Here is a 16063-nt window from a genome sequence, read left to right on the forward strand (position 1 = left end):
CCCTATCCCTATCCCTATCCCTATTCCGCCTTCGACAAGGATCAGCGCGTGACCCACGCCGCGATCACCGAGAACAAGCATCTGAGCGCGGTGCTCGAGTTCCTCAAGGAGGAGCAGGACAAGGCGCCGCCCAGGAAACCGCGTGCGGGAAAGCAGCGGACGCGCTACGAACCGACCGGCCACAAACCGCCGGGAAGACCATCAAAACTCGACGCCTATTACGCCCGAAAACGCGCCGAGCGAGAGGCCCGCGCAGCCAGCCAGGGCTGCGATATGTGAGGCCTCCGCCCTGCCAGGCTACGCTCCCGTCAGCGCCCCAGCGGGACATTTCTACTTTGCGCAACCAGTGACATTTCTACCTGGTTGCAACAATGCGGCGGGACCGGACTGTCAGCGACCGCCCTGCGCTGCCTCTGACGAGAATCGGCGCGCGCCCCGTGCGGGCATCGCTGCGTTGGCCAGAACCGGCGCGTTATCAATGGCGTGCGATGCCGGAACCGACCGGGAAAAACCCGGCTTTGCGCACCGACCGGGTGCGCCGCGGCCGGACGCCGTTAGTGGCTGTGACGCGGCAGCGCCTTGTTGCCGATGTCGCGGAACTTGTCGGCGCCGTCCAGAACCATCCCGTCAGAGAACTGACGCACCCGGTCGCGAAAGATCGCCTGCCAGGGCGATTGGCTTTCGGGCACCCTGTATCCGCCCTCTGCCTCCAGCGTGGCGCGGCGGTCGGCGATTTCCGCCTCTGGGACCAGCAAGCGCACCTTGCGCGTGTTGAGATCGACGCGCAGCCGGTCGCCATCGCGCAGGATGGCAAGGTTGCCCCCCGCCGCCGCCTCGGGCGAGGCGTTCAGGATCGAGGCCGACCCCGATGTGCCCGATTGCCGCCCGTCGCCGATGCAGGGCAGTCCGCGAATGCCTTGCTTGATAAGATAGGACGGCGGGCGCATGTTCACCACCTCGGCGCCGCCCGGATAGCCACGCGGACCCGCGCCGCGCATCACAAGGATGCTGTCCGCGGTGATGCCAAGGCTTGGGTCGTCGATGCGCCGGTGGAAATCCTCGGGGCCGTCGAACACGAACACCGGCCCTTCGAAGGCCATCGGGTCGGTGTCGTTCGACAGGTACCGGGCGCGGAAATCCGGAGTGATGACCGAGGTCTTCATGATCGCGGTGTCAAACAGGTTGCCGGTCATGTTCAGAAACCCGGCATGCGGCGTCAGCGCCTTGTCCAGCGACCGGATCACATCGGCGTTTTCGCAGGGCGCCCCGGCGTAGAGCCCGCCAAAGGTTTCGCCCGTCACCGTCAGCGCGCCGGGATGCGGGATCAGCCCGCCGCGCAGCAATTCGGCCACCACCGCGGGCAGACCGCCGGCCAGGTGGAAATCTTCGGACAGATAGGCCCCGGCGGGCTGGACGTTGGCCAGCAGGGGCACGTCGTAGCCAAGGTATTCCCAATCCTGATTGGTCAGCTTGATCCCCAGATGCCGCGCGATGGCCACCAGATGGATCGGCGCGTTGGTCGACCCGCCGATGGCCGAATTGACCACGATGGCGTTTTCGAACGCGGCGCGGGTCATGATCTGCGACGGGCGCAGGTCCTCGCGCACCATGTCGACGATGCGGCAGCCGGTGTAATAGGCCATCTGCCCGCGCTCGCGATAGGGCGCGGGGATGGATGCCGAACCGGGCAGCTGCATGCCCAGCACCTCGGCCAGCGAATTCATCGTGGATGCGGTCCCCATGGTGTTGCAATACCCCACAGACGGGGCAGAGGCGGCGGCCATCTCAAGGAAACCGGCGCCGTCGATCTCACCGGCGGCGTATTTCTCGCGCGCTTTCCAGATCACCGCCCCGGACCCGGCGCGTTCGCCCTTGTGCCAGCCGTTCAGCATCGGCCCGACGGAAAACGCGATGGCGGGAATGTTCACCGTGGCGGCGGCCATCAGCAGCGCGGGCGTGGTCTTGTCACATCCGATGGTCAGCACGACGCCGTCGATGGGATAGCCATACAGGCTTTCGACCAGGCCAAGATAGGCCAGGTTGCGGTCCAGCATCGCGGTGGGGCGTTTGCCGGTTTCCTGGATCGGGTGCACCGGGATTTCCAGCGGAATGCCACCCGATGCGATGATGCCGTCGCGGGTGCGCCTGGCCAGTTCGATATGGTGACGGTTGCAGGGCGACAGGTCGCTGCCGGTCTGGGCAATGCCGATGATCGGCTTGCCCGACCGCAGTTCCTGTAGGGTCAGCCCGTAGTTCAGATAGCGTTCCAGGTACAGCGCCGTCATCTCGGGGTCGCCAAGATCGTTGAACCAGCTTGTCGAACGCAGCTTGCGGGGATCGGTCATGAGGAAAACTCCTAGTGGCCGGTGATGCCGGGAAAGACGAGAAGCAGCGCCAGGGCCAGCACCTGCATGGCGATGAACGGCAGCAGCGAACGAAAGATGTCGCCCAGCGAAATATCCGGCGGGGCCACGGATTTGAGATAGAAGGCGGCCGGGCCAAACGGCGGCGACAGGAAACTGACCTGCATGTTCATCGCAAAGACCACGCCGAACCACACCGGATCATAGCCCATGTCGCGCACGATGGGCACAAAGATCGGCATGCACAGCAGCGCGATCCCCACCCAGTCCAGGAACATGCCCAGCACGAACAGGATCAGCATCATGAACAGGATCACAACGATGGGCTCATCGGAAATCCCGGTGATGAGGTTGGACACGAAGGTGATGCCGCCCATCAGGTTGAACACGCCCACCAGCGCCGACGCGCCGATGCCGATCCACACGATCATGCCGACGGTGCGCAGCGTCTGTTTGGCCGCGCCCGCCATCAGCCCGACCGTGAATTCGCCCCGGATGACGGTCGACAGCGTGACGCCAACGACCCCGATGGCCGAGGCCTCGGTGACCGATGCGATGCCGCCATAGATCGACCCCAGAACGAACACCACCACCAGGATCGGCAGGAACAGCCCCTTGAGCAGGCGCAGCTTTTCGGTGCGGGTGATGTCCTCGGGTTCGGCGATGGGGGCCAGCGCCGGATTCAGGTAGGCGCGGATCAGGATGTAGGCCGCGTAAAAGCCCGCCAGCATCAGGCCCGGAATGAACGCGGCGCTGAACAGATCGCCCACCGACACATTCGCCGTCAGCCCGTAGATGATAAGCACGATGGACGGGGGCACCATGGTTCCCAGCGCGCCGCCCGCGCAGCACACGCCGATGGCAAGATTGCGGTCATAGCCCAGCCGCAGCATCTGCGGCAGCGCCAGCAGGCCCAGCAGGATGACCTCGCCGCCGATGATGCCGGACATGGCGGCCAGCACCACGGCCACCAGCAGCGTCTGGATCGCGACGCCGCCGCGAATGCGGCCCGCCAGCACCTTCATCGCATCGAACAGGTCGCGCGCGATGCCGGATCGGTCCAGGATCGCCGCCATCAGCACGAACATCGGCACCGAGACAAAGACAAAGCTGTTCACGAAACTGAAGATCCGCGAGGTGATAAGCGGCACCGCCATCGGCCCGAACCACCCCAGCGCAAAGATCAGCGCCACCAGCAGCGTCACGAAGGCCAGCGGCATGCCGGTCAGCAGCAGCACCATGAGCATGACGAACATGGCGAATGTCGCGCCGCCAATGCCCATCGCCTGAAAATCGGGAAGAAATTCCATCACCGGGCCTTTTTACGCAGGTAGTTGACCGTAAAGATCGCGAACTGGACCGCCAGCAGGATCAGGATGACAAGCAGAAAGATCTTGAGCAGGCCGGGATAGGGCGGGTTCCATGCGCTGCCGGACGTTTCCAGCCGGAAATCGCCCTGTGGCGTCCAGGCCGCGCGCGCCACGCTGAGCCAGGCGGCCCAGGCAAAGAACACCGACGCGACAAGGCAGGTCAGTGAAATCAACACGTCGAACACCCGTCTCACGCCGCCCGAAAACCGGTCGTAAAAGATCACCACGCGGATGTGCTTGTCGATCGCGGCGGCATAAAGCCCGCCGTAGACAAAGGCGATCGCCGACAGGAACACCACCGTTTCATGCACCCATCTGGTGGGCGCGTTGAAGGCGTAGCGCATCACCACCTCGTACATCAGCAGCCCGGCCGAAGCGAGGATGCCGATGGCGAACACAATGCCCACGGCGTTGACGGCCTGACCGAATACCCCGGCCTCGGGCACGGGCTCGGGCGTTTCGTTGTGGCTGCTGAGGGTTTCGTCGATGATGTCTGGCATCGCGGTGGCTCCGGTCCTGGAACGGGAAACCCCCGGCCTGCGGGGCCGGGGGCAAGGTGGTTTGAGCGGAAAGGATCAGTCCTCGGACATCAGCCCCTTGTCGACCAGATAGGCGGTCAGCAGGTCATAGACCTTCTGGCTGTTGGCCGACGCTCCGGCCGCGTCTTCCCACTGGCTGCGGGCGATGGCGCGGAACTTGGCGCGCTCTTCGTCGGACCAGTCGTGGATGGTGACCTCGCCGCTGGCCTCGGCCTCGCTTGCGGCCTGCATATCGCGCTCATGCACGGTTTCCGACTGGTAGACGGCGAACTCGGCGACGGATTCCTCCATCGCGGCTTTCAGATCGTCGGGCAGCGAGTCCCACTTTTCCTTGTTCACCGACACTTCGATCAGCGGCATGGAATGGAAGCCGGGGTAGACCGGGTGCCTGGCCACGTCGTGCAGACCCTGCGCGGCGTTGGTGGAAAAGGTGTTGTAGTCGGCGGCGTCGATCACGCCCTTGTCGAGCGAGGTGAACACCTCGGACCCCGGCAGGTTGACCGGCGCGGCCCCGGCGGCGGCGAACACGTTCTGCACCATGCCTTCGGGGGCGCGCAGTTTCAGGCCCTTCAGGTCGTCGACGCCGTCCAGCGGCACCGTGGACACGAACGCCTCAAGCCCCGGCGTGGTCGCGCCAATGAAATGCAGCCCGTAGGGCTCCAGCATCTCGTTCATCAGCGCGTTGCCGCCGCCGTTCGCCATGAAATCGAACATCTGGGCAGGGTCGGACCAGGCGCCGACGGGATTGGCGATCAGGCCGAACGCCGGGTCCTTGCCCGAGGCATATGACGTGTCGGTGAAATGGCCGTCAATGATGCCGGCTGCGACCGCATCCATCGTTTCTGAATGCGCCACGATGGTTTCCACGGGCAGCATTTCCACCGCGACGCGCCCGTCGGTCTTGTCCGACACCATCTCGGCCCACTCTTTTTGCAGCAGGAAGTTGGTGTTGCCCGCAGGGTCCGACGACTGGATGCGGAAGGTGTGGTCCTGCGCCTGTGCCGCCCCGGCGAGGGTCAGCGCAAGCGCGGTTCCGGCAAACAGGGCACGGCGGGTGATATGGGTCATTTGGGGCTCCTCCCAGTTGTGCTGGCTCGGGGCGCGATTGGCACCCCGAAACTGCCGGCACCATAGGCGCGCGATAATGACAGCGCAATCATTTTGTGCGGGGGCGCGGCAACAGACCCTCGGCGCGACCTGGCGGCACGGCCTGGTCGCGCCCCACCGCCTGTGCCCAAGGCCGGGAATTCCTTGAAGAACGCCGAAAATTCAGCGAAACTCCGGCCAAAGCAAAGGACCCGCCCCGATGGCCCGAAAAAGCAGAGCCGGCTCAAACCGCCCCACCCTGGCCGATGTCGCCAGCGCCGCCGGTGTTAGCGCGATCACCGTCTCGCGCACGATTCGCTCGCCGGGGATCGTGTCGGAAAAGGCCCGGCGCAAGGTCCAGGAGGCCATCGCCCGGCTGGGCTATACCCCCGATCCGGCGGCCTCGGCGCTGGCCTCGCGCAGCAGTTCGACCATCGGGCTGCTGGTGCCTTCGCTCACCAACAACGTGTTTTCCGACGTGCTGCGCGGGGTCTACGATGGCGCGCAGGGCACACGGTTCTTTGTGCAGATCGGCAACTACCGCTACAGCGCCCTGGAAGAAGAAGGCCTGATCCGCACCTTTCTCAGCCAGCGTCCGGCCGGGCTGATCGTGTCGTCGATGGACCAGACCCCCGAAGGGCGCCGCCTGCTGCAAGCCGCCCCCTGCCCCATCGTGCAGATCATGGAAACCGGCGACGCCATCGACATGAGCGTGGGCTTCGACCAACTGGCGGCGGTGCGCGCCGGGGCGCGGCATCTGCGCGATCGCGGGTATCGGCGGCCGGGGTTTATAAGCGCGCGGATGGACCCGCGCGCGCAGCGGCGTCTGGGGGCGTTTCGCGATGTCACCGCCGCCTGCGGGCAACTGGACGAAGCGCGCATTCTGACCACGCCGCAGCCGTCTTCGGTGGGCATCGGCGGGCATCTTCTGGAACAGCTTCTGGCCCGCGCGCCAGACACCGACGCCGTGATGTGCAACAACGACGACCTTGCGGTGGGCGCGCTGATGGAAGCCGCCCGGCGCCATATCAAGGTGCCCGATCAGCTGGCCATCTGCAGCTACAACGACATCGAGATGGCCCGGCACATGGTTCCTGCCCTGTCCGCCGTCGCCACCCCCCGGCGCGAGATCGGCAGCCGCGCCATCGCCATGCTGCTGGACGAAATCGGCGCGCCGGGGTCGGTGACAGAGCGGCATGTGGATCTGGGGTTCGAGATGATCGCGCGGGAGTCCACTTGAACGATGTCCTGCCATCCAAGCCGGGGTCGTGCCCGGCGTCAGGCGCCGCAGCTCATGACCCGCGATGGCCACACGCAGACACGCGGCGAGCAAACCCTTGCACGGGGGCTGAAGGTCCTGCGCCTTGTTCGCTGCGGCATTGTCGGCGGCGGCATCGTCGCGGCGCCAGCGGCACCCTGTCGTCCCGATGACCGGATCGCGCGGCTGGCGCGCGCCGATGCCACGGAAATCTCGCAACCCCCTTGGCCGGAGGCCCGACGATGACAGATGACACACCCGCGCTGATCGCGCTCGACTGGGGCACCTCCAGCCTGCGCGCCTTTGCGATGACGGCGCAGGGCCGGGTGATCGACACCCGCGCCTCGGGCCACGGCGTCCAGCACCTGCCAGAGCCGGGCCTGCCGGGGTTCGAAGCCGCCTTCGCCGCGATCTGCGGCACCTGGCTGGACCGCGCGCCGCTGCCCGTGGTCGCCAGCGGCATGGTCGGCAGCGCGCAGGGCTGGCGCGAGGTGCCCTACCTGCCCTGCCCCGCCGACCTCGGCGCGCTGCCCCACGCCGCCGGACGCGTCACCACCGCGGGCGGGCAGGACATCCTGATCGCGCCGGGGCTGATCCATGACCCCGCAGGCGCCCCCCCGGACGTGATGCGCGGCGAGGAAATCCAGATCGCCGGGGCCATCGCGGGCCATCCCGACCGGCAGGCCGGCACCACGCTGATCCTGCCGGGCACCCATTCGAAATGGGCACGGGTCGAGGGCGGAACCGTCACCGGCTTTGAAACCCACATGACCGGCGAACTCTTTGCCCTGCTGCGCACGCGGTCCATCCTTGGGCGCCTGATGAGCGACGCGCCCCTGGCCGACACCGTGCGGCACGCGGCCTTTCTGGACGGCGTGGCCGAGGCCGCGCGCGATGGCGCGGGCGGGCTGACGCATCTGCTGTTCGGAACCCGCACGCTGGGCCTCACCGGGCGGCTTCCCGCGGCGGCGCTGGCGGAGTACTGCTCGGGGCTGTTGATCGGGCACGAGATCGTCTCGGCCCTTGCGACCCGCGCGGACGGACCGCTGCTGCTTGTCGGCAGCCCGGCGCTGTGCGCGCGCTACGATCGCGCCCTGACGGCGATTGCCGGTCGGGGCGCCGAAGCCATCGTCGAAAACCCCGCGCCAGCGGGGCTGTTCCGGCTTGCCTGCGACGCGGGCCTTCTGACATCCGAATCCGGAGATCCCATATGACCGACACCGCCCGTTCCACCCGCCTTGATGCCGCCTGCACGGCGCTGCCGCTTGTCGCCATTCTGCGCGGGCTGACCCCGCCCGAGGCGGTCGGCATCGCGCAAACCCTGTACGACGCGGGGTTCCGGCTGATCGAAATTCCGCTCAATTCGCCGCAACCCTTCGACAGCATCGCGGCGGTGCGCGCCGCCCTGCCCGCCGACGCGCTCGTGGGGGCGGGCACGGTGACCACGCCCGCCGATGTGGCGCGGCTGAACGACATCGGCGCCGACCTTGTGGTGATGCCGCATGCCGATGTCGCGGTGATCGCGGCGGCCAAGGCGGCGGGCCTGATCTGCATGCCCGGCATCGCCACCCCGACCGAAGCCTATGCCGCGCTGCACGCGGGCGCCGACGCGCTCAAGATCTTTCCGGCAGAGCTTGTCGGCCCTGCGGCAATCAAGGCGATTCGCACGATCCTGCCAGCGGGCACGCGGGTGTTCCCGGTGGGCGGCATTTCGCCCGGCACCATGCCGCGGTTCCACGGCGCGGGGGTGGCCGGGTTCGGCCTTGGCGGCGCGCTTTACAAGCCCGGCGACACGGTCGGGGCGGTTGCGCGCAAGGCGGGTGCCTTTGTCGAAGCCTGGCGCGACATGCAACCCTGACCGGGGGGTGTGCGCTCCCTTACGTCAGGGCACAAGGCGCACGGCGAAGGGTTTCCTTAAGGTATATCGAACATCGTGACACCAGGGATGGTTGCCGGTTTGCAAGGCGACCGGTGTATGTGGAATGATGCGAACTCTTGTCGAAACGCTCGATTGCCCCGTATGGCTGTTCGCGGCCGACGGGACCGTTGTCGCGGCCAGCCCGTCGGCGCGGGATCTGATGCCATGCCTCAGGACGCAGATTGCAGAGGCGGGGCCGCTTGGCTGCCGCATCGCGGCCGCCCTGAACGATTTGCAGGCGGGCGAACCCTCGGCTGACATCCGGGTCAGGGTGCCGGGGCCGGACGGCGCCGAAATCGACCTGCTCGGCACAATCGCGTGGCTGGCTCCGGGGGACCGTGCCTCCGGCATCCTTGCCCAGCTCGTGCCGCCCACCGGCCCCGCCCGACAGGATCACCGGTTGCGGCTGGAAAGCGATGTCTCTGCCGCGCGCCGCCAGCTGGCGCGGTTTCACCAGATGGCCGACAACGCTCCCGGCGCCGTCTATGAATGTGTCCGCACCGCCGGCGGCCGTTGGGCCTATACCTATCACAGCGCCGGCCTGGCCGACCTGTTCGGCGTGTCACCCGAAGACATCGCGCGGGACGCGCGGTCGATTTTCAGGCACGCCGACGCGACGGAAATCAAGGGTATCGTGGCAGAGATCGGCCATGCGGTGCAAACCGGCGGTACGATCGAACGCGTGCTGAGCGTCGCGCACCCGACCCGCGGCGCGCGGGCGATCCTGCTGACCACGCGCCCCTACCCCCAGCCGGACGGGTCGACCATCTGGTTCGGAACCATGGTGGATGTGACGGCGCAGACCACCGCCGAACGAAGCGCCGCCGAAGCGCTGAACGACGCGCACGAACGGCTCAACAATCTGGCGGACAATGCGCCCGGCGCGCTCTGGGAATACCGCGAAAGCGTCGACGGCGGCCAGTGCTTTGCCTATTTCAGCGCCAGCCTGCCAGACATGGTCGGGGTCAGCGCCACGGATCTGCGCGGCGATTGCACCAGTGTACTGCGTCACCTTCCCCCCGAAGAGGTGGCGCGCGTGAACCAGGAATTCGACGTGGCGCGCAGCGCGCGGTCGCTTTTCAGCTGCGCCTTCTGGCTGGATCATCCCGAACACGGCACGCGTCGGATGCTGTTGTCGGCGCAGCCCGCCGAACTGAGCGGCGGAGCGATCAGCTGGTTCGTCAACCTGCTCGACATCACCCGGCAGGAAGAAACCGAAGCCCGCGCCGAACTGGCGTTTGAAGAAGTGCGCGACCTGCACGAACGGCTCAACAGCCTTGCGGGCAACGCTCCGGCGGCGCTTTACGAATTTCTCATGGACGACAGCGGGCACGGGACGTTTCCCTTTTTCACGGGCCGGATGCCCGCGCTGATGGGGGTCCCGGCCGAGGTCATCGCCGCCGACAGCCAGTCTGTTTTCGACGCGATCCACCCCGACGACCTGCCTGCGGTGGTGGCCGAAACGGAAAGGTCCCGCACCAGCTTTCAGCAGTTTTCGCATACCTTCCGCACCCATGGCGGCACGCGGTGGGTCACCTCCACGGCGCAGCCGGTGGGGATCGAAAACGGGGTGGTGCGCTGGTTCGGTTTCATGTTCGACTCGACCGAACAGATGCAGGCCGAACAACGTGCCGCGCAGGCATCCGAAGACCTGCGCCGTGCCCATGCGCGGTTTCTCGTGATGGCGGACAATGCGCCCGGCGCAATTGTCGAATTTCGCATCACCCCCACGGGCAAGGTGCGGTTCCTGTATTGCAGCCCCCGCCTGGCCGAACTGATGGGCCTGCCGCTGGATCCGTTGCGCAGCGATGGCAGAACGGTGTACGCCAACGTCCCGCCCGAGGATCTGGACGGTGTCATGGCTGCGGTAAAAGACGCGATGACCGGCGACGGGCCGGGAACCTTTCGCCACCGGGTCAATCACCCGCTGAAAGGCGAGCGCTGGCTCAGGGTCTCGCTCAGCCCCAACGGGCAGGACAGCGAAGGGATCATCGGCTTCGGCAGTGCCATCGACGTGACCGACGATGTTCACCGCGAAACCGAACTGCGCCGCGCCCATCGCCTGGCCGAAGACATGCGCCGCGAAAATGAACGACAGGCCATGCATGACGGGCTGACCGGCCTGCCGAACCGCCGCAGCTATGATCGCGAGATTGAATCCCGCCGCAGCGCCGCGCAAAAGGCCGGCACCATCATCCGCGTCGATCTGGACTATTTCAAGTCGGTCAACGACACGCTGGGCCACGAGGCAGGCGATGCGCTGCTGCAGCGCGTGGCCGATGTGCTGCGCGCCCGGATCGGGCCCGAGGATTTTGCCGCGCGCGTCGGCGGGGATGAATTTTCCATCCTGCCGGACCCTTCCCTGCCGTTGGAGGCGGTCTGCGCGCTGGTCGAAACCATCCGCAAGCAGCTGGCGGAGCCTTTCTTTTTCGAAGGACGGCAATGCCGTTTCGGCGCCAGCTTCGGCATTGCCCGGTCCGAGGACATGGCCGCGGATGCCACCGACCTGCCGGTGTTTGCCGATGCCGCGCTGTACCGGGCCAAGAACCTGGGACGCAACCGGCTAGAGATTTTCACCCCCGAGCTGCGCCAAACCATCCTTGGCGAGCGTCGGCTTGCCATCGATCTGCATGAGGCGCTGGAACGGGACGAATTCGAACCCTGGTTCCAGCCGCAATTCTCGGCCCAGGGCGAACAGCTTGTCGGGGTCGAAACGCTGTTGCGCTGGCGCTGCCCGGATGGGCGGATCCTGACCCCGGAATCGTTCATGCAGGTGGCCGAACATCTGCGCATCGTGCCTGAAATCGACCGTATCATGATGCTCAAGGCGCGCGATGCGCTTGATTTCTGGCAGGCCGACGGCGTCTTCATTCCCAAGATCAGCTTCAACGTCAGCTCCGGGCGGATGCGCGACCCGGACGTGGTCGCCCTGGGCCGGCAGGTCGCGACCGGCAAGACCCGCGTGACCTTCGAACTGCTCGAATCCATCCTGGTCGAAGAAGAATCCGATGCGTTCCGGTTCCATCTGGATCTGGTGCGCGAAAGCGGCATCGACATCGAGATCGACGATTTCGGATCGGGCCATGCCTCGATCATCGGCCTGATGGAAATTTCGCCCACCGCGCTGAAGATCGACAAGCGGATCGTTTTGCCGGTCGCGCGGGACGTCCGGTCGCGCAATCTGGTGCGCGCGATCATCGAAATCGCCGACACGCTGGGCATCGCGACCGTTGCCGAAGGGGTCGAGACGATCGAGCAGGTCCATATCCTGCGCGACATGGGCTGCGACGTGCTGCAAGGGTTCCACTATGCACCGGCGCTCGACATGGTGACGCTGGCCAGGGCGGCGCGGGGCTGGAACACCCACGCGGCCTGACGGCGCGCGCCCCGGAAACAGCGCATGATCGCGCCCGGTCGGGATGCCGGAACGCGGCAGCCTGATTGCGGGCGCGATGATCTCAGGCCGCGCCCTCGTCCGACTGGATGCGGAACGGCTGGGTCGTCCCGTCCTTGGCCTCGCCCAGGTAGATGGTCTGATGCGGAAAGGGGATTTCGATGTTGCGCGCGTCGAACACCTCTTTCAGCACACCGTTATAGGCGCGCCCCACGCCCCAATGTGTCCCCGGAAGGCATTTGATGCGGGCCCGCACCACGATGGCGCTGTCACCGAACGAATTGATCCCGAACCATTCCAGATCGCCCATGATGTTGGCCGCCTGTTCGGGGTCGCTGCGCAGCTGGTCGAAGGCATCCAGCATCGCCTGCTTCACATCCGCGATGTCCTCGCGGTAGGCCACGCCCATGTCGCACAGCGCATAACCGAATTCGCGCACATAATTGGTCACCATATCGACCGAACTGAACGGGATCAGGTGGTAGGCCCCGGTCAGATCGCGCAGCCCCACCGAGCGGATCGTCAGCCGTTCCACCACCCCCGAGGTCGACCCCAGCGCCACCACATCCCCCACGTTCATCGCGTTTTCAAGCTGGATGAACACGCCGGTGATGATGTCCTGCACCAGCTTTTGCGCGCCAAAGCCGATGGCAAGCCCCAGCACCCCGGCGGACGCCAGCAGCGGCGCGATGTCCAGCCCGATTTCCGACAGCACGAACATCAGCGTAATCAGCACCAGCGCGATCGTCGCCGCGTTGCGCATCAGCGACAGCAGCGTCTTTTCGCGCGCCGTGGCCACGCTGCCAAATTCCGGGTTCAGCCGGTAATCCACCCAGGATGTCAGCGCCACCCAGATGCCAAACGCCACCACAAGCACCGCCGCCACGCTGAACAGCGTGCCCGTCAGATCGACGCCGATCTGGCTGGCCATCCAGCCCCGCAGGTCGATCAGGTTGATGGCGTTCAGCGCGAACGCCACCACCGCGACAAAGATCACCAGCCGCAGCACGAACAGCGCCTTGGGCACGAATGTGTTGAGCCGGCGCTCCAGCAGCGGCAGGCGCTGGTTGATACGCTCGGGCAGTTGCACACCGCTGACCATCACCCGCGTCATCGCGCCGGACAGCGCAATGCCCAGGATCACGACCAGCAGCACCTGCCCGGAATTCATCAGCGACCGGAACGCCACGTCTCCGGGTTGCACCAGAACCAGCACCAGCATCACCAGCAGATACAGCAGCGCAGGCCAGTGCCAGTGCCGCGCCAGCACCCCAAGCGCACCGCGCTTGCGTGGCGCCGGATCGGGCGTGCCGATGGTGCGGGCGTCGGGTTGCGGGGGGTCGGGCTGCTCGGCCTGTTCCAGGCGGGTTTCCTGTACGACGTCCTCGGGGGTGCGCCCGCCGCGTTCCAGCCAGTCCGCCACCGGCTTGCGGTTGCGCAGCACAAGCCAGATCGCAATCCCGACGACGATCAGCGCCACCAGCGCCGACACCGCCCGCCCGGCGGAATAGGACACATTGGAATTGATGATCGGCACCACCAGAAGTTGCCCGTATCCGACCAGTCCGACCATGAAATTCAGCCGCCGCGACAGGTATTTTGCCGCCCCGTCCGACACCGGCATCGGGCGCAGGTTATGCGCCGACGGGCTGAGGATCAGCCGCACCGCCACCTTGCACAGCTCGACCAGCAGAAACGCGTTCAGATACAGGGTCTGGCGAATGCCGATCTGTCCGAAATTGCCCAGGGCAAAGGTGGCAATGGCATAGCCGATGGCCCAGGCCACCACAACGATCAACGCGTCGATCAGCCCCGAGGCAAGAAACAGCCCCACGGTGCGAATGATCCCCGACTCGCCCGCCCTGGCGCCCATCCGGCCATAGATCCGCTTGCCGATGCTGCGCAGCAACAGGAACACCGCAACCGTGGCGACAAGGATCAGGCCCAGCTGTTGCAGCGCCTCCAGCAGAATGCCGGTTTCGGCGCCGGAAAACCCGTCGAACACGGCGGGCGCGCGGGTGATCTGCTCCCAGCCCGCTGACAGCCCAGAGGCCAGATCCTGCGCCACCGCCTGGGTGATCTCGGCGATGCGGCGGCTCAGCGACAGGCTTTCCGCGGGCGCGCTTTGCCCACTGGCCTCTGCCAGCGTTTCGACGACCTGATCGTCGGCGGGCGTCTCGGCGGTGGTCTGCGCCGCCTTCAGCTCGTCGATCAGCGCGGCGCGGCTGGCATCGTCCTCGATCACCCGCAACAGCAGATCCAGATTGCCACGGGCCGCGTCGGGGTCGGGGTCGGTCGCATCACCGGTGGCCTGGGCCACGGCGTCAGTCGGGGAAAGAGGGCCCAGCACAAGGCTGGCGAGGATCAGCAGCGAGGCGATCCAGGTTTTCGCGAATGTCATGGCACCACGGTCTGTCTGTTTCTTCGGTCATCCGCGCAAGGCCGCGCGGGCGTTGCGACCCCACCTAGCACGGACAGCCCCGAAGGCCAGCACCGATCGGCTAGTGCAGTTCGACCACCATCTCGACCTCGACCAGCGCGCATTCGGGCAGCGAGGCGACGTTGACAGCGGTGCGCGCGTGGCGGCCCGCTTCGCCGTAAAGATCAATGAACAGTTGCGACGCGCCGTTGACGATCGCCGGCCCCTGGCCGAAATCCGGGGTGGCGGCGACATAGCCGTTCAGCTTGACCACCTGCGCCACCGCGGAAAGCGATCCGGTCACCGCCTTGATGTTGTAAAGCAGGTTCAGCGCGCACATGCGCGCGGCGGCGTAGCCTTCTGCCAGATCCGCGCCGGGCGTGGCGGGGCCGAAATATTTCGGCACGCCTTCCCATTCGCAGATATGGCCGGACACGAACAGCGTCTTGCCGGTGATCTTGCCGGGCAGGTACAGCGCCCGCGACGGGGCCGATGGCGGCAGCGCAAGCCCCATTTCGGCCAGTTTCGCCTCGATGGGGCAGGTCATGCCGTGTCCTTCTGCAACGTCATTGCCAGTCTGACAAGCGACAGGTCGGACCCGCGCGGCCCGATCAGCGACACGCCCCAGGGCGCGCCGTTCAGCATCCCCGCAGGCCATGTCACCTGCGGCAGCCCGGCCAGCCCCGCCACGCACAGCATGCGCTGCGAGATATGGCGAAAATTGTCGAATATCTCCAGCGGGGCATCCGGTGCAAAGGCCACGTCATGCACCACCGGGGCCAGCACCACGCCATCGCCGCCCAGGGCGGCATCGACATGGGCGGCAAAGGCGGTGCGCTGCGCTTCGGCCCGCGCGATGTCACCCGCGCTCAGCGCCTCGGCGGCAGCGGCGCGCCCGTCGATGCCGCGCACCAGCGGCATGTTGGAGTCGCGAATGAAAGGCACGATGTGCTTTTGCGCGTCGCCCCCCATCGAGGCGAGGAACGTCGCATAGGCCGCATCCATGCCGTCGGGGTAAAGCGCGACATCCCGCGCCGTCACCCCGTCAAAGGCCGCTTCGGTTGCGGCCCGCTGGTCGGCGCCCAGATGGTCGAACATCTCGGGCGATTTCAACAGGCGCGGCGCATCGGGCAAGGGCGCGCTGTCGGACAGCAGCACCGACAGCGCGCGCAGCAGGGTCGCCCCATCGCGCGCGAACAACCCGCAGGTGTCATAGCTCGGCGCCAGGGGCATGACGCCATCAAGCGAGATCAGCCCATGCGTCGGCCTGATCCCCCAGGTGCCGCAAAAGCTGGCAGGGGCGCGCACCGATCCGCCGGTGTCCGACCCGACGGTAATATCCGCCAGGCCCCCCGCGCAGGCCGCCCCCGATCCTGACGATGACCCCCCCGGAATGCGCCCCGGCGCGTTGGGGTTCACCGGCATCCCGAAATGGGCGTTCATGCCGTACATCGACCAGGCAAGCTCATCGGTGTGCAGCTTGCCGTTGAACGCCGCCCCCGCATCCAGCAGCGCCTGAATGGCCGGGGCGGTGGCGGTCTTGATGTCGGACATCGCCAGCCGGATCGGACAGCCACAGCCCGTGCGGTAGCCGGCTACGTCATAGATATCCTTGACCCCCAGCGTCAGCCCGGCCAGCGGACCGTCCGGGGCGTTTTCCACCGGCACCGGCGGATAGGGCATGTAGCAATGATAGGGATCGTGTTCGATCAGCAT

At 66.5% G+C, this 16063-nt stretch carries 12 protein-coding genes and 1 pseudogene; 6 read left to right on the forward strand and 7 right to left on the reverse strand.

Annotated features, from left to right (window positions below; genetic code table 11):
- Window positions 1-279: pseudogene (locus tag ATI53_RS12065) on the forward strand (hypothetical protein); the annotation flags it as partial.
- 275 nt (window positions 280-554) lie between these two features.
- On the opposite strand, the gene ATI53_RS12070 reads toward ATI53_RS12065, so the two are convergent.
- The 4 genes from ATI53_RS12070 to ATI53_RS12085 all read right to left on the reverse strand — a co-directional run bounded on the left by ATI53_RS12070 (window position 555) and on the right by ATI53_RS12085 (window position 5340).
- Window positions 555-2345 (reverse strand): IlvD/Edd family dehydratase, encoded by a 1791-nt coding sequence (locus ATI53_RS12070; protein WP_111550492.1) that lies wholly within the window; start codon window positions 2343-2345, stop codon window positions 555-557.
- A gap of 11 nt (window positions 2346-2356) precedes the next feature.
- Entirely contained in the window at window positions 2357-3673 is a 1317-nt protein-coding gene (locus ATI53_RS12075; RefSeq protein WP_009505035.1) for a TRAP transporter large permease, read from the reverse strand.
- A complete protein-coding gene (locus ATI53_RS12080) occupies window positions 3673-4233 on the reverse strand; it encodes a TRAP transporter small permease subunit (protein WP_009505036.1) in 561 nt (186 codons plus the stop codon). Before ATI53_RS12080 ends, ATI53_RS12075 begins: the two co-directional genes overlap by 1 nt.
- 75 nt (window positions 4234-4308) lie before the next feature.
- Window positions 4309-5340 (reverse strand): TRAP transporter substrate-binding protein, encoded by a 1032-nt coding sequence (locus tag ATI53_RS12085; RefSeq protein ID WP_009505037.1) that lies wholly within the window; start codon window positions 5338-5340, stop codon window positions 4309-4311.
- 238 nt (window positions 5341-5578) lie between these two features.
- Here ATI53_RS12085 and ATI53_RS12090 point away from each other — a divergent pair, with 238 nt between their 5' ends.
- The 5 genes from ATI53_RS12090 to ATI53_RS12110 all read left to right on the forward strand — a co-directional run bounded on the left by ATI53_RS12090 (window position 5579) and on the right by ATI53_RS12110 (window position 11910).
- Window positions 5579-6598 carry a LacI family DNA-binding transcriptional regulator gene (locus ATI53_RS12090; RefSeq protein WP_009505038.1) on the forward strand — a complete coding sequence of 340 codons (1020 nt, stop codon included), beginning with the start codon at window positions 5579-5581 and terminating at the stop codon, window positions 6596-6598.
- Window positions 6599-6652: 54 nt separating this feature from the next.
- Window positions 6653-6862 (forward strand): hypothetical protein, encoded by a 210-nt coding sequence (locus tag ATI53_RS12095; RefSeq protein ID WP_111550493.1) that lies wholly within the window; start codon window positions 6653-6655, stop codon window positions 6860-6862.
- Complete coding sequence (locus tag ATI53_RS12100) at window positions 6859-7830, forward strand: 2-dehydro-3-deoxygalactonokinase (protein ID WP_009505040.1); 972 nt, start codon at window positions 6859-6861, stop codon at window positions 7828-7830. The genes ATI53_RS12095 and ATI53_RS12100 overlap by 4 nt, the downstream gene beginning before the upstream one ends.
- On the forward strand, window positions 7827-8474 hold the full coding sequence (locus ATI53_RS12105; RefSeq protein ID WP_111550494.1) for a 2-dehydro-3-deoxy-6-phosphogalactonate aldolase: 648 nt from the start codon (window positions 7827-7829) through the stop codon (window positions 8472-8474). Before ATI53_RS12100 ends, ATI53_RS12105 begins: the two co-directional genes overlap by 4 nt.
- 124 nt (window positions 8475-8598) lie before the next feature.
- A complete protein-coding gene (locus ATI53_RS12110) occupies window positions 8599-11910 on the forward strand; it encodes a bifunctional diguanylate cyclase/phosphodiesterase (protein WP_111550495.1) in 3312 nt (1103 codons plus the stop codon).
- A gap of 82 nt (window positions 11911-11992) precedes the next feature.
- Here ATI53_RS12110 and ATI53_RS12115 read toward each other — a convergent pair whose 3' ends face one another.
- The 3 genes from ATI53_RS12115 to ATI53_RS12125 all read right to left on the reverse strand — a co-directional run bounded on the left by ATI53_RS12115 (window position 11993) and on the right by ATI53_RS12125 (window position 16063).
- Window positions 11993-14329, reverse strand: coding sequence for a mechanosensitive ion channel domain-containing protein (locus tag ATI53_RS12115; RefSeq protein ID WP_111550496.1), 2337 nt, complete (start codon window positions 14327-14329; stop codon window positions 11993-11995).
- 100 nt (window positions 14330-14429) lie between these two features.
- Window positions 14430-14894 (reverse strand): RidA family protein, encoded by a 465-nt coding sequence (locus ATI53_RS12120; RefSeq protein ID WP_009505045.1) that lies wholly within the window; start codon window positions 14892-14894, stop codon window positions 14430-14432.
- Entirely contained in the window at window positions 14891-16063 is a 1173-nt protein-coding gene (locus ATI53_RS12125; protein ID WP_111550497.1) for an amidase, read from the reverse strand. The genes ATI53_RS12120 and ATI53_RS12125 overlap by 4 nt, the downstream gene beginning before the upstream one ends.

The organism is Salipiger aestuarii (assembly GCF_003259905.1).
Classification (GTDB): Bacteria; Pseudomonadota; Alphaproteobacteria; order Rhodobacterales; family Rhodobacteraceae; genus Salipiger; species Salipiger aestuarii.

Coding starts and splice junctions, on each gene's coding strand:
- ATI53_RS12070 (WP_111550492.1), bottom strand. CDS start 2,345: ATGACCGATCCCCGCAAGCTGCGTTCGACAAGCTGGTTCAACGATCTT.
- ATI53_RS12075 (WP_009505035.1), bottom strand. CDS start 3,673: ATGGAATTTCTTCCCGATTTTCAGGCGATGGGCATTGGCGGCGCGACA.
- ATI53_RS12080 (WP_009505036.1), bottom strand. CDS start 4,233: ATGCCAGACATCATCGACGAAACCCTCAGCAGCCACAACGAAACGCCC.
- ATI53_RS12085 (WP_009505037.1), bottom strand. CDS start 5,340: ATGACCCATATCACCCGCCGTGCCCTGTTTGCCGGAACCGCGCTTGCG.
- ATI53_RS12090 (WP_009505038.1), top strand. CDS start 5,579: ATGGCCCGAAAAAGCAGAGCCGGCTCAAACCGCCCCACCCTGGCCGAT.
- ATI53_RS12095 (WP_111550493.1), top strand. CDS start 6,653: ATGACCCGCGATGGCCACACGCAGACACGCGGCGAGCAAACCCTTGCA.
- ATI53_RS12100 (WP_009505040.1), top strand. CDS start 6,859: ATGACAGATGACACACCCGCGCTGATCGCGCTCGACTGGGGCACCTCC.
- ATI53_RS12105 (WP_111550494.1), top strand. CDS start 7,827: ATGACCGACACCGCCCGTTCCACCCGCCTTGATGCCGCCTGCACGGCG.
- ATI53_RS12110 (WP_111550495.1), top strand. CDS start 8,599: ATGATGCGAACTCTTGTCGAAACGCTCGATTGCCCCGTATGGCTGTTC.
- ATI53_RS12115 (WP_111550496.1), bottom strand. CDS start 14,329: ATGACATTCGCGAAAACCTGGATCGCCTCGCTGCTGATCCTCGCCAGC.
- ATI53_RS12120 (WP_009505045.1), bottom strand. CDS start 14,894: ATGACCTGCCCCATCGAGGCGAAACTGGCCGAAATGGGGCTTGCGCTG.
- ATI53_RS12125 (WP_111550497.1), bottom strand. CDS start 16,063: ATGCTGATCGAACACGATCCCTATCATTGCTACATGCCCTATCCGCCG.